15 protein-coding genes are annotated in these 18,849 nt (G+C 65.3%); 10 read left to right on the forward strand and 5 right to left on the reverse strand.

All coding sequences use genetic code 11. From position 1 onward, the window contains the following. Nucleotides 1-3: 3 nt before the first annotated feature. A complete protein-coding gene (locus D1Y84_RS07570; RefSeq protein WP_158615372.1) occupies nucleotides 4-2,325 on the forward strand; it encodes a S9 family peptidase in 2,322 nt (773 codons plus the stop codon). A gap of 79 nt (nucleotides 2,326-2,404) precedes the next feature. Next, entirely contained in the window at nucleotides 2,405-2,893 is a 489-nt protein-coding gene (locus D1Y84_RS07575; RefSeq protein WP_124847969.1) for a TspO/MBR family protein, read from the forward strand. A 20-nt stretch (nucleotides 2,894-2,913) separates the two neighbouring features. Here the strand turns inward: D1Y84_RS07575 and D1Y84_RS07580 are convergent, their stop codons facing one another. The 3 genes from D1Y84_RS07580 to D1Y84_RS07590 all read right to left on the reverse strand — a co-directional run bounded on the left by D1Y84_RS07580 (nucleotide 2,914) and on the right by D1Y84_RS07590 (nucleotide 7,250). Further along, entirely contained in the window at nucleotides 2,914-4,881 is a 1,968-nt protein-coding gene (locus D1Y84_RS07580; protein ID WP_124847970.1) for a CocE/NonD family hydrolase, read from the reverse strand. A gap of 71 nt (nucleotides 4,882-4,952) precedes the next feature. Beyond that, nucleotides 4,953-5,477 (reverse strand): energy transducer TonB, encoded by a 525-nt coding sequence (locus D1Y84_RS07585; RefSeq protein ID WP_148092685.1) that lies wholly within the window; start codon nucleotides 5,475-5,477, stop codon nucleotides 4,953-4,955. 6 nt (nucleotides 5,478-5,483) lie between these two features. Next, the gene (locus tag D1Y84_RS07590) at nucleotides 5,484-7,250 is read right to left on the reverse strand and encodes a M28 family peptidase (RefSeq protein WP_233581248.1); all 1,767 of its coding nucleotides are present in this window, start codon (nucleotides 7,248-7,250) and stop codon (nucleotides 5,484-5,486) included. 256 nt (nucleotides 7,251-7,506) lie between these two features. Between D1Y84_RS07590 and D1Y84_RS07595 the strand changes: the two genes are divergently transcribed. From D1Y84_RS07595 to D1Y84_RS07605, 3 genes are all read left to right on the forward strand, one after another. Further along, the gene (locus D1Y84_RS07595) at nucleotides 7,507-8,613 is read left to right on the forward strand and encodes an NAD(P)-dependent alcohol dehydrogenase (RefSeq protein WP_124847972.1); all 1,107 of its coding nucleotides are present in this window, start codon (nucleotides 7,507-7,509) and stop codon (nucleotides 8,611-8,613) included. A gap of 346 nt (nucleotides 8,614-8,959) precedes the next feature. Further along, nucleotides 8,960-10,144 (forward strand): acyl-CoA dehydrogenase family protein, encoded by a 1,185-nt coding sequence (locus tag D1Y84_RS07600; protein WP_124847973.1) that lies wholly within the window; start codon nucleotides 8,960-8,962, stop codon nucleotides 10,142-10,144. A 4-nt stretch (nucleotides 10,145-10,148) separates the two neighbouring features. Further along, nucleotides 10,149-11,765: a nitrogen regulation protein NR(II) gene (locus tag D1Y84_RS07605; RefSeq protein ID WP_124847974.1), complete on the forward strand. Its 1,617-nt coding sequence runs from the start codon at nucleotides 10,149-10,151 to the stop codon at nucleotides 11,763-11,765. Nucleotides 11,766-11,876: 111 nt separating this feature from the next. Here the strand turns inward: D1Y84_RS07605 and D1Y84_RS07610 are convergent, their stop codons facing one another. After that, nucleotides 11,877-12,839 (reverse strand): hypothetical protein, encoded by a 963-nt coding sequence (locus D1Y84_RS07610; RefSeq protein ID WP_124847975.1) that lies wholly within the window; start codon nucleotides 12,837-12,839, stop codon nucleotides 11,877-11,879. A 360-nt stretch (nucleotides 12,840-13,199) separates the two neighbouring features. Here D1Y84_RS07610 and D1Y84_RS07615 point away from each other — a divergent pair, with 360 nt between their 5' ends. Next, complete coding sequence (locus tag D1Y84_RS07615) at nucleotides 13,200-13,835, forward strand: GNAT family N-acetyltransferase (RefSeq protein ID WP_233581250.1); 636 nt, start codon at nucleotides 13,200-13,202, stop codon at nucleotides 13,833-13,835. 420 nt (nucleotides 13,836-14,255) lie between these two features. Next, nucleotides 14,256-14,714: a 23S rRNA (pseudouridine(1915)-N(3))-methyltransferase RlmH gene (locus tag D1Y84_RS07620; RefSeq protein WP_124847977.1), complete on the forward strand. Its 459-nt coding sequence runs from the start codon at nucleotides 14,256-14,258 to the stop codon at nucleotides 14,712-14,714. Nucleotides 14,715-14,720: 6 nt separating this feature from the next. Here D1Y84_RS07620 and D1Y84_RS07625 read toward each other — a convergent pair whose 3' ends face one another. After that, complete coding sequence (locus D1Y84_RS07625; protein WP_124847978.1) at nucleotides 14,721-15,290, reverse strand: DUF1440 domain-containing protein; 570 nt, start codon at nucleotides 15,288-15,290, stop codon at nucleotides 14,721-14,723. Nucleotides 15,291-15,433: 143 nt separating this feature from the next. Between D1Y84_RS07625 and cobO the strand changes: the two genes are divergently transcribed. From cobO to D1Y84_RS07640, 3 genes are all read left to right on the forward strand, one after another. After that, a complete protein-coding gene (gene cobO, locus D1Y84_RS07630; RefSeq protein WP_124847979.1) occupies nucleotides 15,434-16,078 on the forward strand; it encodes a cob(I)yrinic acid a,c-diamide adenosyltransferase in 645 nt (214 codons plus the stop codon). 128 nt (nucleotides 16,079-16,206) lie between these two features. Further along, nucleotides 16,207-17,052: an acetyl-CoA carboxylase, carboxyltransferase subunit beta gene (accD, locus tag D1Y84_RS07635; protein WP_124847980.1), complete on the forward strand. Its 846-nt coding sequence runs from the start codon at nucleotides 16,207-16,209 to the stop codon at nucleotides 17,050-17,052. Between the two features lie 253 nt (nucleotides 17,053-17,305). Then, nucleotides 17,306-18,763 carry a folylpolyglutamate synthase/dihydrofolate synthase family protein gene (locus tag D1Y84_RS07640; RefSeq protein WP_124847981.1) on the forward strand — a complete coding sequence of 486 codons (1,458 nt, stop codon included), beginning with the start codon at nucleotides 17,306-17,308 and terminating at the stop codon, nucleotides 18,761-18,763. Nucleotides 18,764-18,849 lie beyond the last annotated feature (86 nt).

The following is an 18,849-nucleotide window of genomic DNA, read 5'->3' on the forward strand; positions in this document are numbered from 1 at the left end:
GCAGTGTGTGCCACGGGTGCGGCACTGTTTCCCGCGGCACGCGCCCAGGCCGTCTCCCCTGCAACCGCGCCCAGCCCGGTCGCCTTCGGCGCTCACCCTTCCGCCGCGTTTCTGAGCAAGTTCCACACCGGGCAGACCGACGCAAAGCTCCACGCGAAGTCCCCCGAAGAAAGCCGCTGGCTCGACGAAGGCGAACGCTACTCTGTGCTCGAACCTGCCCAAGGCAATCAGGATGCCTCCGACCTCGTCGCCTACGACACCGCCACCGGCAGGCGCTCCGTGCTCGTCTCCGCCCGGCAGCTCACCCCCGCGGGTGCCGCAAAGCCGCTTTCCCTCAACGACTACACCTGGTCCGCCGACAAGCAGCACCTGCTGGTCTTCACCAACTCCGAGCGTGTCTGGCGCGAAAACACCCGCGGCGACTACTGGGTGCTCGATCTCGCCACCGGCAAGCTCACCCAGCTTGACCCCGCCGCGAAACCTTCGACCCTGATGTTCGCCAAGTTCTCGCCCGATGCCCGCTCCGTCGCCTTCGTGCGCGAGAACAACATCTACGTCGAAGACCTCGCCACCGGCCAGGTCCGCGCGCTCACCACCGACGGCTCCCCCGACGTCATCAACGGCACCTCCGACTGGGTCAACGAAGAAGAGCTCGACATCCGCGACGCGTTCCGCTGGAGCCCCGATTCGCAGTCCATCGCCTACTGGCAGTTCAACCAGTCCGGGGTGGGCGACTACACGCTGATCAACGACACCAAGGCGCTCTACCCCACCACCTTCCACTACAAGTACCCGCTGGTGGGCACCACGAACTCCGCCGTGCGCGCTGGCATCGTTGCCGCGCAGGGCGGGGCTACCGTCTGGGTGCAGCTCCCCGGCGACCCGCGCGGCAACTACATCCCGGGCCTCGACTGGGCGGCCAACTCCGGCCAGCTCCTGGTCGAGTCCATCAACCGCCTGCAGAATGATGAGCACCTGTACCTCGCCGACCCGCACACCGGCGCCGTGCACTCGATGTTTGAAGACAAGGACGCAGCCTTCCTCGACGTGGAGGCGGAGACCCGCTTCGCCAACCGCTACAACTGGCTGTCGCGCGGCCACGCCGACGCCGTCTCGACTCAGCCGGACCTCCTCTGGATGAGCGAGCGCGACGGCTGGCGTCACGCCTACCGCCTCTCCGCGACCGGCGCGCCGCCAAAGCTCCTGACCAACTTCGCCGCCGACATCATCTCGCCCGTTTCGGTCGACCAGCAGCACGGCTTCTTCTACTTCACTGCCTCGCCGGACGACCCCATCCGCGCCTACCTGTTCCGCTCCCGTCTCGATGGCACGGGCACGCCCGAGCGCGTGACACCTGCTGCCGATACCGGCACCAACTCCTACGATGTTTCTCCCAATGGCAAGTGGGCGATCCACTCCTTCTCCAGCGCAACCACCCCGCCGCGCTATGACCTGGTGGAGCTGCCCACGCACCGCGTCGTGCGCACGCTCGAAGCCAACGCAGGCCTCGCCGAGCGTGCCCGCGCGCTCACCGGCGCTGTCTCTGAGCAGTTCTCCGAGACGCCCGTCAGCGGTGGCGTTCACCTCAGCACCTCCATCACGCTGCCGCCCGGGTTTGACCCGTCCAAGAAATACCCCGTGCTCGTCGAGGTCTACGGCGAGCCGGCAGGAGCCATCGTCAAGGATCGCTGGGACGGCTCGCTGCGCAAGCTCATCGCCGGCGAAGGCTACGTGGAGGTTTCCTTCGACAACCAGGGCACGCCCGCGCCCAGGGGCCGCGCCTGGCGCAAGGCAGGCTACGGCTCCATCGGCGTGCTCTCCACGCAGCAGCAGGCCGAGGGCATCCGCGAGCTCGCCCGCGAACACCCGTACATTGACACCACGCGCATGGCCATCTGGGGCTGGAGCGGCGGTGGCACCAACACGCTCAACATGATGTTCCGCAATCCCGGCCTTTTTTCGACCGGTATCTCCGTCGCCTCCGTGCCCGACCAGACCCGCTACGACACCATCTACCAGGAGCGCTACATGGGCCTGCCTAAGGACAATGCCAAGGGCTACCACGACGGTTCGGCCATCAACTTCGCCGGCGGCCTCGCCGGCAACCTGCTCATCGTTCACGGCTCCGGCGACGACAACGTCCACTACCAGGGGGCGGAGCTGCTCGAGAACAAGCTCATCGAGCTCGGCAAGCCCTTCGACTTCATGGATTACCCCAACCGCACCCACGGCATCTATGAAGGCCCCGGCACCTCCACGCACGTCTACACCCTGATCGTGCGCTACCTCGAGGACCACGTGCCATCCGGCCCGCGTCCGCAGTAGCAACGTTTCCACTCGCACGCACCCCCGGGCAAGCCGCACAGCTTGCCCCCGGGCGCGCTCCCGGCGCATACTCAACCCCATGCCGGGACACACCCGCGCTCAGAGCGCGCTCGCCCTTGTCGGCTTCCTTGCTGCCACCTTCGCTGTTGCCGCCATCTCCAGTGCACTCACCCTGCCGCAGGTGCGCACCTGGTATCCCACGCTGCACCAGCCGCCGCTCGCCCCGCCTGCCTGGCTCTTCGCGCCCGTGTGGACCGTGCTCTTCCTGTGCATGGCGGTCGCGGCCTGGCTCGCCTGGCGCACGCGCGTCTCCACCTGCCGCTCGGGTGGCCTGCGCATGTGGGGTGTGCAGCTTCTGATCAACCTCGCTTGGAGCGCGGTGTTCTTCCGCCTGCACTCCCTCGCCTTTGCGCTGGTCGACGCGGTGCTGCTTGCCGTAGCGATCGCCTACACCATGCGCCCCTTCCGCACCATCCGGCCGCTGGCTGCGTGGCTGCTCGCGCCGTACCTCGCGTGGACCCTGTTCGCGATCTACCTCAACGCGGGGATCGTTCTGCTCAACCACTAACCCCGCGCAATCGCCCCGCGCTACCTGCCCGCCGGCACTATCGGCAGCTCCACAAAGCTTCCGTGGAACACCCGCTCCGTCGCCTTCTGGTAATCCGCGGGCCTGGCGAAAAAGATATTCGACACAAACGTCTGCGGGTTGCGGTCATACAGCGGAAACCAGCTTGACTGCACCTGCACCATGATCCGGTGCCCCGGCAGAAACACGTGGTTCGTCGTCGGCAGTGCGAACTGGTACGGCAGCGGCTTGTTCGCCTCGATCGCCTTCGGCTCCGCAAAGCTTTCGCGATAGCGCCCTCGGAAGATATCCATCGCCACCGGCAACTGGTACCCGCCGAGTTGCGGATCGCCCGCCACCTCGTCCGGGTACACATCGATCAGCTTCACCACCCAGTCCGCATCCGTGCCGCTCGTCGAGGCAGTCAGGTGCACCACCGGCTCTCCGCTGATCTTCACCGGCTTGTCCAGCACCTCGCCCGTGTACGTCAGCACATCGGTGCGCCCGCTCGCCTCGCGCTGGTCGTCCACCAGCCATCGCACCCATGACAAATCGGGCGTATACCCCATCGGCTGGCTCGGCCGCGCGCGGTACGGCACAGGCTTCGCCGGGTCCGACACAAACTCGTCATACCCTGCGCTTTGGGTCTTCGTCCCCAGCGACAGCTTCGCTCCCGCCTCCAGGTACAGCGGCGTCGGTTTCGGCGCACACCCGCCAGCACAACCAGACGGCCACGTTTGCAGCCGTTCCCACACATTCGTCCCGGTCTCAAACGCCATCACCGGCGCAACCTCCGCGGCCGGCGCATCGTCTTTCAAGTAGCGGGCCAGGAACGGCGCCAGGATCTGCTCGCGAAAGTACAAACCCGTATCACTATTGAAAGAAATTGCGCCCAGCGAACTCGCCGGCTCAATCTCCTGCCCGTGGTGCCACGGCCCCATCACCAGAAACAGCTTCTGGTGCTGCGGGTCCTTGTCCTTGAGCGCGCGATACACCGCCATCGCCCCGTAGATATCCTCCTGGTCCCACAGGCTCGACACCACCATCGTCGGCACCGTCAAAGGCTCCGCGGCCAGTACCTTGTCGACCGCCTGCCCGCTCCAGAAGGCGTCGTACGCCGGGTGCTCGGCAACCTTGTTCCAGAACCCGATCTGGTCCATGCCGCGCTCCTTTGCCAGCGCTCCCGCCGAGCCCGCGCGCATAAACATGTCGTAATCGTCAAAGTTGCTCCGCAGCCACTTCGCGCTGTTGTCGCGCGTCGCTGTCTGCTCGTAAATGTAAGCGAGGTTCTGCTGGCGAAACGCCCCGTTGTGGAACCAGTCGTCGCCCATCCATCCGTCCACCATCGGGTTCATCGGCACCGCGACCTTCAACGCCGGGTGCGGATGAATCAGCGGCATCAGCGACAGGTAGCCGTCGTACGAAATGCCCAGCACGCCCACCTTGCCGTTCGACTCCGGGACGTTCTTCACCAGCCAGTCAATCGTGTCGTACGTATCGGTCGACTCGTCCACCGGCGTCGGGTTCAGCGCCCCGTGCTGCGGCCGGTTCATCACAAAGTCGCCTTCACTGCCGTACTTGCCGCGAATGTCCTGCACTACGCGGATGTACCCGCCCTCCACGATCGTCTCGACCGCGTTGTCATACCCCCACAGCGTCGTGCCCAGGTGCTGGCTCGGCGCATTCGCCGTCAGCACATCGGCGCTGTAGGGCGTGCGCGTCAGCAGCAGCCCCGCATGCTTCGCGGCCGTCGCTGTCTTCGGCACAAGGATCACGGTGTGGAGCTTCACACCATCCCGCATCGCGATCATCACCTCGCGCCGCTCGTAATCCATTCCCGCGGTCGGCGCCTTGAACGCGACCGGCGTCTCACTCGGGTACGCAGGATACTGCGGCGCTGCCGGCACGCCGGTTTGCGCGTGTGCCATGGAGCCAAGCGAAAATGCAACAGCAAACGTTACAAAAAAGAAGCAGTGAGCGATCTTCGACATGGATTCCCCTTCAGACAGGCAGTTGCGTGACAAAGCGCAGAAGCACAGACGAGCGAGCAGGTATTGCAACGCTAGAAAATGAGGCCGAAGTTCACTTCGACCCGGATCCGCACGGCAACCGGCAGGCCATCCCTCGTGGATGGCTTGAAGCGGTATTGCTGGATAGCCTCGATGGCTTGGCTATCCAGACTTGCTGCCGCAGCTCTCTGATCCTCCGGGCGACCTTCTGCGAGGGAGTGGATCACCGTTGCATCATGAGCGAGGCCCCGCTCATCCACTGTCAACTCAAGCGTGCAAGCACCCACAATGTGCTGTCTTTTCGCTTCTTTGGTGTAGTGCGGGTTGACCTTGTGAATGATCTGCGGCTGGGTCACCCCATCTTTGCCCACCGTCCATAGCTTGCCACTCCCCGACTGCTGTAGCGGCCCTTGCTCTTGCTGGGCCGCCACTTGTCCCCAAAGCGGCACCACATGCACAGGCAGCACAAGAAGAAGCATCAGCACTAAGTACCTTCCAGCCTGCATAAACCTCGTTCCTGCAATTGCAACTAAGTTCGGCACCGCCTGGTAGCTCGCGGCTAAGCTCGTCGGGATCAAGGTGCGCTACTTCACCGCCCCGGGAAACTGCACCACCTTACGCTCCCCGTACTCCGGCGTCGCCTTCCTCGGCAGCATCGCATCCCGCATCGCGGTGTTGTACACAAACGTCGCCTCCACCACCGCGGCCTGCCGCAGGTCATCCGCCCGCAACCCCTCGTACACATCCATGTTCGAGTGGTGCGTGCGCGTGTCGTAGTCCAGCGCATCCTGGATGAACTGGAACCCTGGGATGCCGACCGCGTCGAAGCTCAGGTGGTCCGTTCCGCCCGTGTTCGCGTTTGTCACCGTCGACACGCCCAGGTCCTTCAACGGCGCAATCCACTCCGTAAAAATCGGCGCCATCGCCGCATTGCCCTGCGTGTACACCCCGCGAATCTTGCCCGAGCCGTTGTCCAGGTTGAAGTACCCGGAAAGCTTCGCCTGCTCTGGCTTCAGTACCGGCGGCCCGCTCGGCTCGCGCACAAAGTCCGGCAGCTTCGCGTTGCCACCCAGCGTCAATGTGCCAAAGTGCTGCGCCACGTAGCCCGCCGAGCCAAAAATGCCCTGCTCCTCGCCGCTCCACAAGCCAATGCGGATCGTGCGCCGCGGCTGCACATGCAGCGCCAGCAAAATGCGCATCACCTCCATCGCCACCACCGAGCCCGCGCCATTATCCGTCGCGCCCGTCGCACTCGCCCATGAGTCAAGATGGCCGCCCACCATCACTACCTGGTCCTTCAACAGCGGGTCCGTGCCCGGTATCTCCGCAATCGTGTCGAACCCGTGCTCGTGGTCGCCCGTAAACTTCGCGTCCACGTCCGCCGCCAGCGTCACCGGCACCTTGGCATCGAGCAGCCGCGCTACGCGGCCAAAGTTCTCGATCGAGGCCACCAGCAGCGGCAATGGCGTCGCATGCGCCCGCTGGTACGAGAACCACGAAAAGTTCGAGTTGGAGTCGTCAAAGATTGTTCCGCCCGACCCGCCATGCTTCGAGCCGTTTGAGCTCGGCACCACCACCGCCGCAACGCCCTCATCCTTCAGCATCTGGCCCAGTCGCTCGCGCTCCACCATCACCTTGATGAAGTAGTCATCGAGCCCCGCATACTCCGACACCGGCCCAAGCGGCACCACCTCGAGCTTCGCCAACTCCTCGTCCGAGTAGCGATCCACCAGCGCCTTGTCCACCTCGCCCAGCTCCGGGGTGTTGCCCAGCAGCACCACCTTGCCGCGCAGCTTGCCCTTGTACTCGGCCATCTGCGTTTCAAGTGAAGGCGCATTCTTGCCGGTGTCGATATGGATCCGCACCGCCTCGCCCTGCACCGGTCCCGGCTTGCCGTCCGCGCCCACGGTCGAGGGCGACCACGGCGCCGCCTGCGCGATAAACATTCCAGGCGCGGGCAACACCATGCGCAGCGAACTCGCCTCCTGCTCCCAGCCCATGCCGAACTCGCCCCAGTCCTCCAGGTGCGCATTCGCGCAGCCCATCGCCGTCAGCGTATCGCGCGTCCACGCATTCGCCCTGGCCATTCCCGGTGAGCCCGTCAGCCGCGGGCCAATGTCATCGTTCAACGCGCTGGCATATTCCATCACCCGCGAGTGGTTCAGGCCTTCGTCGCGAATCCGCGCATACATCCCCAGGTCCACCGCCTCGGGCATGGCTGCCGACGCCTGCCGGGTTCCATCACCCGGCTTCACCACGCTCTTCTGGGCTACGCCCATGGAAGCCAGTCCAAGCAATCCCGCAAATCCCAGCACCACTCCGCAACCCGTACCGCCAACCACTCTCCGCATAGACCCTCATCTGTTCAGTTCGAGCAGCATAGCAGCGCCTTCTGCCCCGGCGGCAGTTATCTCGCGCGCCTGGCCACCAGCTCAGCGCTGACAGGATCGAAAACGATCACGCGCTCTTGCGCATGCAGGCCAGCGACCTTGAGCCTCCGGCGCATCCAACCGTCCATATAGGTTCCGGTATCCGGCGCCCGGCCATTTGCCGCGCCTGCCACATCCTCATTCGCGCCATCGCCAACACCCAGGAGTCCGCCCCACCATGACGAAAGCACTCGGTTACGCCGCCAAGCACTCCTTCTCCAAGCTCAAGCCCCTCGAGTTCGAGCGCGACGCGCCCAAGCCCAACGAAGTCGAAATCGACATCCTGTTCTGCGGCGTCTGCCACTCCGACATTCACCAGGCCAAGAACGAGTGGTCCAACACCGTGTATCCCTGCGTGCCCGGGCACGAGGTCGTCGGTCGTATCGCGTCCGTGGGCTCCGCCGCAACGAAGCACAAGGTTGGCGACCTGGTCGGTGTCGGCTGCATGATCGACTCCTGTCGCGAGTGTGAAGCCTGCAAAGCCGGCGAAGAGAACTATTGCGCTGGCCCCAACTCCTGGCTTGCCACCTACAACGGCCCTATGCAGCCTGCAAAGGTCTCGCCCACCGGCACCAACACCTACGGCCGCGACAACACCTACGGCGGCTACTCCACCTCGATCGTCGTGCCTGAAGACTTCGTCCTGAAAATCCCCGCAGGCCTCAAGCCCGAAGTCGCCGCGCCCATCCTCTGCGCCGGAGTCACCACCTACTCGCCCATGAAGCACTGGGGCGTCAAGGCCGGCGACAAGGTCGGCATCATCGGCTTCGGTGGCCTCGGCGACATGGCAGCCAAGATCGCCAAGGCCCTCGGCGCTGAGGTTTTCCTCTTTACGCGCTCCGAGGAGAAGCTCGAAGAAGCCAGGAAGCTCGGCGCAACCGGCGTGATGGAAGACGACAAGGACGCCTTCACCGAGCACAAGGGATCGTTCGATTTCCTGCTCTCGACCATCCCCGAGAAGCACGATCTCAACCCGTTCATCCCGCTGCTCAAGCGTGACAAGACCATCGTCGTCGTCGGCGCGCTCGACAACCTCGCGCCGGTCAACAACATGCAGGTCGCCGGCCAGCGCAAGTCGGTCGCGGGCTCGCTCATCGGCAACCTTGCCGACACCCAGGAGATCCTCGACTTCTGCGCCGAACACAACATCGGCCCCGACATCCAGATCATCCCCATCCAGCAGATCAACGACGCCTACGACATGGTGGAAGACGGTGAAGTCCGCTTCCGCTATGTCATCGACATCGCCAGCCTCAAGCAGGAGCAGGCCGAGTCCGCAGCCTGAGCTAATCACCCAGGCCGAGGCAGCCTGATGAGGATGATCGGAAAGGTGGCGCGCTGGCTCTGCCTGCACGCCGCCGCTCCCGCAGGGCATCCGGCTTGTCTGCAGTGTTCCGCGAACGGGTTACCTCCGTCCCGCCACCAACCACCCGGGGTGGACGACGGCAAAAGACGCCCTCCATACTGGGTAAACCGCTTGGGCAACTTCCGGCACCCGAGAGCCTCCGGGCAGCAGGACAGGCTGTTCCAGCTCGATCAGCGCGGCTTACGTCTCCCTGGCAGCCGGCACGGCAGCCACGTCCCGCAGAACGCCTTACCCCTGCACCACCGGCGGTTGGATACCGCAAAGCATGGATCTCGCCGAAGCTCCCGAAGAGTTCTCCTCCCCCCAACTCAGTGAACTCTGGCGCAAGGCGCGCACCATCGCACAGGACGTAGCTGCTCCCGTGGCGCACCAGGTGGACGAAGAGCAGATGTGGCCCGTCCACACGATGACCGCGCTGGCGGAAGCAGGTCTGCTTGGCCTGCATGTGCCGCACAGGCTCGGCGGCCTCGGCCTTGGCCTGACTGGCCTGATCGCGGTAACAGAACAGCTCGGCCAGGCTTGCTCGTCGTCTTCCATGTGCTTTGGCATGCACAGCGTCGGCACCGCCGTGATCGCCGCCAAATCAACGCCGCACCATGAGGAAAAATACCTCGGGCCCATCGCCCGGGGTGAACACATCACCACGCTGGCCCTGTCGGAAAGCGGCTCCGGCGTGCACTTCTACCTGCCTGAAACCGCTCTCAGCTCCCACGAGGCCGGGTACCGGATTCACGGCGTCAAACAGTGGGTCACCAATGCCGGGCACGCGCATTCCTATGTCGTCTCCTGCCGCAACCAGGAGGAGAACGATCAGCAAAGTGGCGAGTTTACCTGCGTCGTGGTCGATGCAGACAACGAGGGCGCGCGGGTTGACCAGAAATGGGGCGGGTTCGGCATGCGCGGCAATGCCTCTAGCCCCGTGCAGTTCCACGATGTGTGCGTGCCGCGCCGTGCCCTGCTCGGCAGCGAGGGCGACCAGATATGGTTCGTGTTTGAAGTGGTTGCACCGTATTTTCTGACCGCCATGGCAGGAACCTATCTCGGCATCGCCCAGGCCGCACTGCAGATCGCGGTCGAGCGGACGCAGAACCGGCAGTATGCACCCATGCAGGAGTACCTGTCCGATGCCCCGGTGATCCAGACCAGGATCGCCGAGTTGTGGTTTCGCGTGGAGCAGGCACGGCAGATGGTCTACAAGGCCGCACGCATGGGGGACGCGGGCGACCCTGCCGCCCTCACCTACATCCTGTCGAGCAAGGCGATCGCCGGCGAAGCCGCGGTCGATATCTGCAACGAGGCCATGTCCATCTGCGGCGGCAGCGGCTACGGCGAAAACGGCAAGCTGCCGCGCCTGCTGCGCGACGCGCGGGCGAGCCACGTGATGGCGCCCACCACCAACATTCTGAAGCTCTGGACCGGCCGCGCAGTGCTCGGGCTTCCCATCCTGTAAGCGAATGAAACCTCTGGACCCAGCAGAAGCAGCAGCGGCAGCGGCACGTCGAGCCAGGTCGGTCCTGCTCGGCACCGCCGAACCCGCAGCCGAGTTCGCCCGGGCCTTCACCCTGCTTGCCGCCGAGCTCAAGGCGACCCTCCACGTCTTCGCTGACGCCAGAGGTCTGCTTGAAGCTCTCGACGCGGCAGGCGACAGCGTACGCCTGGTGGTCGTCGATGCCGGCATACCGGACAGCCTCGCCGTGGCCCGGCGCGCGGTCGAGCGGCAACCCCTCAGCGAGCTTGTTCTGGTTTGCCCGGAGGCGGACGAGCCAGCCCTGCGCCTGCGCCTCGGTCGCACCCCGCGGCTTGGCGCGCACTCCAGCATCGTCGCAGCGGAGTCAGCGCAACTTCTGCGCGTGCTGGGCACTGCCTTCCAGCGGGCTGACCAGCGCAAGGCGATCCGCACCACTCTGGACCGCTTCAATGCCCGGATCGCCGCGCCCACACCCTCCGTCGATGCGGGGCAGATGCGCCAACTCGTCATCTCGGACCGCTTCCTGTCGTCCATCCTCGAGTCGGCGTTCGATGCCGTGGTCATCGCAGACATCAAGGGGCGCGTCACTACGCTCAACCCCGCAGCCGAAAGCCTGTTTGGTCTCACCCTGCAGCAGGCAATCTCCCGGCCCGTCGTGGCGCTTGCCCAAGGTCGCTGGCGGCAGGATCTCGCTGCCCTGCTGGTTCTGCAGGAAGGGGGATCTACCCTCCAGACCGAAATCGGCGTGGGCGAGGATCTGCGCCACGTGGAGATCTCCGCGGCTCCTGTGTTCGACCGCGCCCACACCTGGATGGCCACTTCGCTCATCCTGCGCGACGTCACCAGCCGCGTGCAATCCGAGGAGGCGCTGCGCACGACTGAGAAGCTGGCTGCTGTGGGCAGGCTCGCCAGCACCATCGCGCACGAAATCAACAACCCCCTGGAGTCGGTCACCAACCTGCTGTACCTCGCCAGGCAGCGGGCTACCGAGCCCGAGCTTTCGCGCTGGCTCGAAATGGCCGAGCAGGAACTGCACCGCATCGCCATCATCACCAGCCAGACGCTTTCCTTTCACAAGCAGTCCACCGTGCCCACCGAGGTGCGCCTCGCACAGCTCGTCCGCGAAGTGCTGCTCATTTTTCAGGCGCGCCTGCGCAACAGCCGGATCGAGGTCGTGGAGCGCTTGCGGGAGGACCGTCCCATCCTTGCGCTCAACGGCGAAATCCGCCAGGTGTTGACCAACCTCATCGGCAACGCGGTCGACGCCCTTGCAAAAGGCGGCCGGTTAGACATCCGCACGCACGCCTCGTTCTGCTGGCGAACCATGCGGCCCGGCGTCCGGGTCGTCGTGGCCGATACAGGGGCGGGTATGAGCGCCGCCACCCTGCACCGGATCTTCGAAGCCTTCTACACCACCAAGGGCGCAAACGGAACCGGCGTAGGCCTCTGGCTCAGCCGGGACATCGTGCTGCGGCATGAGGGTTTCCTGCACGTGCGCAGCTCACAGCAGGCCGCATTCCGGGGGACCGTGTTTGTGATCTTTCTGCCGTACAGCCCTTCTGCTGTAAGCCAGAAGGCACCGCCCACTCTGCGTACCCCGTAGCAGGCATCAGCAGTGGCCAAAGGGCCATGGCGTCGTCCAACAGCCGCACAAACAGAAAAGCCGGACGAGGTATCTGCCCGTCCGGCTCCTGCTGTTCCAACAACCACCCGATTACCGGTGTCCGCCGCCACCACCGCCACCGCCATGGAAGCCGCCCGCGCTGCCATGCAACCCGGCGCCAAGCGACCCGGAGCGCACCGCACCGGAGGCATAGCCGCTGCGTGCACCCACCCGGCCATACCCGTACCCGCCGCGGCCAAAGTACCCACCGCCGCCATACAGGTAGTACGGCGAGTAGAACCCGTACCCGAACGGGCTCAGGAACGCACCCTCACCCGGCAGCCACGTGTACCCGTACAGCCCCGAGCTCCACAGCCAGCCGCCCGCGAAACCATCCACCCCGGCATAGTTCGCCGCCAGCGACGCATTGGCCTCGCCCAGGTACTCCGACCGGAGGCTGCTCCAGTTGTACAGTTCATCCTGGGACTGCTTCTTATCGAAACTGACAGTCTTGAGGTCTTCCGCGCCAAGCGTCAGCTCGCGACCGCCCTTCACCACCACGGCTTTTTCGGCGTCACTCGGACCGCCGCTGCTGCCGGCGTTCTGAAACACCGCGGCCTTGCCGTCAAACACGCGCAGCTTGTGGCTGCGGGCGTCGAACTCGTACAGACCACCCTTGACCAGCAGGCTCTGCTCCCCATCCTGGTTGATCGCGATGTGGTTCTGCTTGTACAGCTGGTCTACCTCAACATCGGCGCGTCCATGGTCCAGCTCCACCACGGTATTGGTCAGGCTGGGCGACACCATCTTCACCGCGCTGTTGTTATCCAGCCGCAGAAACACGCCCGGCGTCAGCAGCATTTCCGCCTTGCCGTTGCCGGTCTCAAGCAGCTGTCCTGTTTCCACGTTGGCCTGTCCCACAGAGCGCTGCGACATCGCCTGGCCATCGATGGATACCTGGCCTTCCACATAGTTCAAAGTTCCCGGCACCGCCGGGTTCGCATTGTTCTGCCCATAGGCAGTGGTGCATGCGGCCACCAACGACAGCAAAAGAGTGGATGTAAGCTTCCGCATCTTGATTAACCCTCTGTTACTTAGATAGAGATGCGCCGGCAACGCTTCACTGCCGCGCAGAATGAGCAGAAACTCGAAGCGACAGGCTCAATTCCGGTTGCGCTCCGCCGCGCAACTATCGGGCGAAAGCCGGGTTGTCTCGGGCAGCGCGCCCCATGGATAGGCCCTTTCCCCGCCTTGCGGCAGTTGCGGCCGCCACCTTGCACCCCGCCCACGTCGCCCTATATCTACCACTCCGCACCGCCCACTCCGTACTCGCCACTCCGTACTCGCCGCTCCGAACCCGACACGCGGCATCCGGTTGATGCACAGCGCCCCATAGAGTACGCCCGGCACTCCACCCGGCACTACACTGTGTGGGTGTCCGCCCCGATCGCACCCATCCAGCCCGTACGGCCGCTTCAGCCCCTCCAGCCTGTGGTGCTCTCCGGCCGCGCCGTCCGCCTCGTTCCCCTGCTCACAGAGCACGCGCCCGCGTTGGCAGAAGCCGTGCGCGACGGCGAGCTCTGGAAGCTCTGGTACACCACTGCCCCGGCGCCCGAAGCCATGCACTCCGAAATTCTTAGGAGGCTTGCGTCGCAGGCTGCTGCTGCCATGCTGCCACTAACTGTGATCGACACGGCGACAGATACGCCGGTCGGCATGACGACCCTGATGCACGTGGATCTCCCCAATCGCCGCGTCGAGATTGGCTCGACGTGGTACGCGCAGCGCGTCCAGCGCACCGCGCTCAATACCGAGGCCAAGCTGCTGCTGCTCACGCATGCCTTTGACCAGCTTGGCTGCATCGCCGTGGAGCTGCGCACCCACTTCCTCAACCACCAGAGCCGCCGCGCCATCGAGCGCCTCGGCGCAAAACTCGACGGCATCCTGCGCAACCACATGCTCGCACCCAATGGCACGCGCCGCGACACCTGCGTCTACAGCATCCTGGACTCGGAGTGGCCCACGGTGCGCGCTCACCTCGAGTGGCAACTCCAGCGCCCGCGTCCCTGACCGTCCCGCGCTTACGCGCACGCCTCAACCACCCGCATGCCAGGGCGACGGTCTTAGCGCGCCGCGCTCCGCCCCGTACAGCAGCCACCTCCAGTCGATCTCATTACGCACATCCCACTTCAAGCAGTCTTTGCCCACCGCAGACCTAAATCCTGTCATCCAAAATCCTGCTATCCCAAAACTCGTCACCCTTTGCCATCCTGAGCGAAGCGAAGGATCTGCGGTTCCCTAACACCCTGGCGGTTCCCCGGCACCTCCCGAGCGCCCTCCAGGCACCTGCACAGCCCCAAATCAACCGAAACACATCCCCAGCTGGCCCCGCATCCTGCCCCCACCACAGGAACAAAAACACCAGCAAGCCGTTCTCATTCCACACGGACCCACCCCATCCAGACCTGCTGTAATGAAGCACACACCCGCATGAGACTCCAGCTCGCCTCCATCGCCCCACGCCCTGGCACCGGCCCCGCGCAGCAGCTGCTGGACCAGTACCTTGAGCGCACCGCGCCCTACCTGCCGATCGAGGCCCCCGTGTTTCGCTCCGAGGCCGCCCTGCTCGACGCTCTCGCCCGCGCCAGGGGCCGCACCAACCCGGTCACCGTGCTGCTTGACCCCCGCGGCCGCCAGCTTGCCTCCGAACAGCTGGCCGCGCTGCTCGACACGCACAAGCTCCACTCCACGCAACTGCTGGTGTTCGCCATCGGCCCGGCAGACGGCTGGAGCGAGACAACCCGGAAAGCAGCCCAGGGCGGAGCACACACGCTGCTTTCGCTTGGCCCCATGACGCTGCCGCACGAGCTGGCCCGGGTCGTGCTCGCCGAACAGCTCTATCGCGCCTGCACCATCCTGGCCGGCCACCCGTACCATGGCGGCCACTAGCCGCCGCTACAGCGCTCCGCGCACCAGTCGCCGCACCCCTTCTGTCGTCGCACCATACACGGCATGCGCCGCCAGGCCGCCCACGTGCAGCAGCGGGGGTGTCTCGAGCGGCGAAGGCACAAGCTCCAGCGACGGCAGCACCGCTTCGCTTGCACCCAGGAACAGCGACACGCCAAACGCCGTGCCGAAGCCGAACGAGGCAGGCTTCCAGCGCTCGGCCAGCATTCCGTATACGCCGCCGCACAGTGCGCCAAAAATGTAGTGGGTCGCCGGCGCGGCGACCTGCTTTTGCGCCCGCGTGAGGCTGCCGCCACCCACCGCCTGCACCAACCGTTCGGCCGTGTCCTCGTGCGCCTGCTGGTAGCCGCTCAGCTGCGTTTCCTGTTGCCGGGTGTACCGGTGGCCACCCTCGGCCACATCCTCCGCCTTGCGCGTCGCTTCCAGTGACAGCTTCTGGAATGCATCCATGGCCACCGTCGCGATCAGCCCACCCACGGCTCCCGCCACAAACCCCTTACCCACCGTATTGCTTGCCCGCATACTCCCCGCTTTCGCCCCGGCATCCAGCCTGCTCATCCGGGCTCGTTACAGGAGGGATGGCACCGCTCCACACCCGAGATGTCCCCTTACGCGTGGGCTGCCCGACCCGACCCTTGTTTCCCGGCAACCGATGCGCCGGGCCCGCACTCCCCGCCGGTGCGGAAGCATAGAATGCTGGCATGTTTCCCGATGCATTCGACGCCGGCCATGTGCCGGGTACTCCCGTAAGCTTCAGTGCCCCTGCAGGCGCGAGCGAGACCCCAGCTGAATCCGCAGCCGATATCGCCAGCCTGGGCGGTCGCCAGGGCCTCGTGATGATCTTCACCGGGGCCGGCAAGGGCAAGACCACTGCCGCCCTGGGCTCCGGTTTCCGCGCTGCCGGCAACGGCATGCGCGTGCTGATGCTGCAGTTCATCAAGGGCTCCTGGCACTACGGGGAACTCGACGCAGCCGCCACCCTGGGCGACAACTTCCAGATCCGTCCCATGGGCCGCGGCTTTATCAAGGTCGGCGGCGCGGAAACAGACCCTGAAGACCTGCGCCTGATCCACGAGGCCTGGGCCGAGGCCGAGCGCGCCATCCAGTCCGGCGAGTGGGACATGATCATCCTCGACGAGATCCTCTATGCGATTGGCTACGGTCTGCTCGACCCCGAAGCCGTGGCCCGGACGCTCACCAACCGGCCCGCCCTGCTGCATGTGCTGCTCACCGGCCGCAACGCCCACCCGTCGCTCGTCGCCATCGCCGATACGGTCACCGAGATGCAGGAACGCAAGCACGCCTACCAGCGCGGCATCCAGGCGCAGCGCGGCATCGAGTACTAGCCGCCGCTGCTCCCTGTCGGCGCTCGCAGGCATCGCTGGTGAACCCGGCCTTCACTCTGCGCGCACCAACCCATCCAGTTACACTGTGCAGAGCGAGTGCGCGCTAGGAAAGGCCCCAAACGGACACAATGAGTTGGTTCAAGCGGCAACAATCCGGCATCGAAATCGACGGCGAAAAGACGGTTCGCACCGAGGGCCTCTGGATCAAGTGTCCAGGCTGTGAACAGACCGTGTGGAAGGCGGACGTGGAGGCAAACCTCCAGGTGTGCCCCAAATGCGATCATCACTTCCGCATGGGTGCCAGTGCCCGCATTGAGACCCTGCTGGAACCCGGCTTTGAGCTGGTAGACGGCGGCCTGCGCTCCACCGACCCTCTGCACTTTGTGGACCTGAAGCCCTACACCCGGCGGCTAGCCGAGGCGCAGGCGGCCACCGGGCTGTGCGACGCGATCCTGAATGCGCGCGGCTGCATCGGCCCCCACCCCGTGGTTCTGTCCGTCATGGAGTTCGCCTTCAACGGCGGCAGCATGGGCTCGGTTGTGGGCGAAACCATCGCCCGTGCCGTGGACCGCGCACTCGAAGAGAAATGCGCCCTGCTGATCGTTTCCGCTTCCGGCGGGGCGCGTATGCAGGAGGGCATCGCCTCGTTGATGCAACTGGCCAAGATCTCAGCCGCGCTGGCCAAGCTTGATGAGGCAGGTCTGCCCTACCTCTCGATCCTGACCGACCCGACTACCGGGGGCGTCACCGCGTCCTTCGCCATGCTGGGCGACCTCAACATCGGCGAGCCGGGTGCGCTGATCTGCTTCGCTGGTCCGCGCGTGATTGCGCAGACCATTCGCCAGAAGCTGCCCGAAGGCTTTCAGCGTTCGGAGTTTCTGCAGGCGCACGGGATGCTTGATGCCGTGGTGCCTCGCCGCGAGCTCAAATCTTTCCTGATCCGCGCACTCGACTTCATGCTGCCCACCCGCTAGAAGTCGCGGTGCTGGAAGTGCGGCCAACGCGCTGCGCTTCCGGCATTGCCGGGTTTTGTCCAGAGTCCTCCTTCCCGCCCGCTGGCGTCTTCATACCCGGGCTGCGGTGTGCCCGGGCCGCGCAAGGATTCCGAGCGCGTTCCCCCTGGTGTCGCATCCGGCAGTACGCAGACTTCTGTCTGCTCCGGATCAAGGGCCCGCACTGCCGTGCGACAGTTCAAGAGCCCAATCGCCCCGCTAGACTAAGAGCGTTATGTCTAACGTCGCCGTTCCCGATGCTTCCTCCACTCCTCTCGATCGCCTGATGGCCCTGGGTGGCGAGCTCACACCACCCGCCGCTGGCGTACCCCGCCGCAAGTTCGAGCTCGCCCACATGCACACGCTGCTTGCCGCGCTGGGCAACCCGCAGCGGCGCTTCCCGGCAGTGCTGATCGCCGGCACCAACGGCAAGGGCTCGACTGCGGCGACGCTGGCCTCGATCCTGCAGGCGGCCGGCCATCGGGTCGGCCTGTACACCTCGCCGCACCTTGAGCAGGTGTACGAGCGCATCCGGATCGATGGCGAGATGATCCCCGCCGATACCCTGGCGGTGTTATTCCTGCGCGTTGAGGCGGCAGCGACGCTGCTGGTCGCCTCTGGCTCACTGCCCCATACGCCTTCGTTCTTCGAGACGATCACCGCCATTGCGTTCCTGCATTTCGCAGGGGACGCCACTGCGAGCCAGGCACTGGAAGGGGCAACCCCTGGAGGCCGCCCGGTAGAGATCGCGGTACTGGAAGTAGGCCTCGGCGGACGCCTGGACGCGACCAACGTCGTCGAGCCGCTCGTCTCGGTCATTACAGACATCTCGCTCGATCACGCCCTGTGGCTCGGCGACTCCATCGCTGCCATCACACGCGAAAAGGCCGGCATTCTGCGTGCGGGCGGCGTACTGGTGACCCTGCCACAACACCCAGAGGCAAACCAGGCAATCGGCGAAGTGGCAGTGCCGCTTCAGCTTGAAGCCGTGAATGCAGCCGACTACCTGCCCCTACGCTCGCACGACGCATCCCACGCGACGGCAGGCGCCAGCCTGCGGGCCATGCTTCGCAACCAGTACAGCCTGTCATTGCCCGCAGGGCCGTTTGTTGGACAGAGCCTCGCGGTCGACTCGCCCCTTGCCGGTGGACACCAGCAGCGCAACATCGCCCTGGCGCTTGCCACCGCGGTCACCCTGCACCAGAACAATGGCTTCGCGCTGAGCCTGCAGGCAATGGAGACGGGCATTCGCAACACGGCGTGGCCCGGCCGGCTGGAGCTGCGTCTGCCACCAGCCGCGCTGCACCATCATGCGCCGATCCTCCTGGACGCCGCGCACAACCCGGCCGGGGCATGGGCACTGCGCGCCGCCCTGTCTCCGCTGCCAATCGACGGGCCGCGCACGCTCGTGTTCGGCTGCATGGCCGACAAGGAAATCGCGGAACTGGCACAGGTACTGTTCCCGATCTTTGACGAAGTCCTGCTCACGCGCGCGGATGGGCCAAGGGCCGCCCCGCTCGCTTCCCTGGTGGCTGCGGCTATACCTACGGGCGCACTGTACCGGACCTTCCACTCGTCGGCAGACGCCCTGTCAGCAGCACAGGCGGGAACACCTGGGCACGGGCTGGTGGTGCTGGCCGGCTCCATCGCGCTGCTGGGCGAGTGGATGGGCCAGCTGCATGACTGGCAGTAGGACCAGCCAGCTGCCCGAGCGCGGTTTAGCCTGCTGACTGTCGCAGGCCGCGCCGGGTGAGGACCATGGCAGGTCCAAGGCGCTTT

The organism is Acidipila sp. EB88 (assembly GCF_003858395.1).
Lineage (GTDB): Bacteria > Acidobacteriota > Terriglobia > Terriglobales > Acidobacteriaceae > EB88.

What these genes read in the sequence shown, in the direction of transcription:
- D1Y84_RS07575 (WP_124847969.1), top strand. Translation starts at nt 2,405, where the DNA reads ATGCCGGGACACACCCGCGCTCAGAGCGCGCTCGCCCTTGTCGGCTTC.
- D1Y84_RS07580 (WP_124847970.1), bottom strand. Translation starts at nt 4,881, where the DNA reads ATGTCGAAGATCGCTCACTGCTTCTTTTTTGTAACGTTTGCTGTTGCA.
- D1Y84_RS07590 (WP_233581248.1), bottom strand. Translation starts at nt 7,250, where the DNA reads ATGCGGAGAGTGGTTGGCGGTACGGGTTGCGGAGTGGTGCTGGGATTT.
- D1Y84_RS07595 (WP_124847972.1), top strand. Translation starts at nt 7,507, where the DNA reads ATGACGAAAGCACTCGGTTACGCCGCCAAGCACTCCTTCTCCAAGCTC.
- D1Y84_RS07600 (WP_124847973.1), top strand. Translation starts at nt 8,960, where the DNA reads ATGGATCTCGCCGAAGCTCCCGAAGAGTTCTCCTCCCCCCAACTCAGT.
- D1Y84_RS07605 (WP_124847974.1), top strand. Translation starts at nt 10,149, where the DNA reads ATGAAACCTCTGGACCCAGCAGAAGCAGCAGCGGCAGCGGCACGTCGA.
- D1Y84_RS07610 (WP_124847975.1), bottom strand. Translation starts at nt 12,839, where the DNA reads ATGCGGAAGCTTACATCCACTCTTTTGCTGTCGTTGGTGGCCGCATGC.
- D1Y84_RS07620 (WP_124847977.1), top strand. Translation starts at nt 14,256, where the DNA reads ATGAGACTCCAGCTCGCCTCCATCGCCCCACGCCCTGGCACCGGCCCC.
- D1Y84_RS07625 (WP_124847978.1), bottom strand. Translation starts at nt 15,290, where the DNA reads ATGAGCAGGCTGGATGCCGGGGCGAAAGCGGGGAGTATGCGGGCAAGC.
- cobO (WP_124847979.1), top strand. Translation starts at nt 15,434, where the DNA reads ATGTTTCCCGATGCATTCGACGCCGGCCATGTGCCGGGTACTCCCGTA.
- accD (WP_124847980.1), top strand. Translation starts at nt 16,207, where the DNA reads ATGAGTTGGTTCAAGCGGCAACAATCCGGCATCGAAATCGACGGCGAA.
- D1Y84_RS07640 (WP_124847981.1), top strand. Translation starts at nt 17,306, where the DNA reads ATGTCTAACGTCGCCGTTCCCGATGCTTCCTCCACTCCTCTCGATCGC.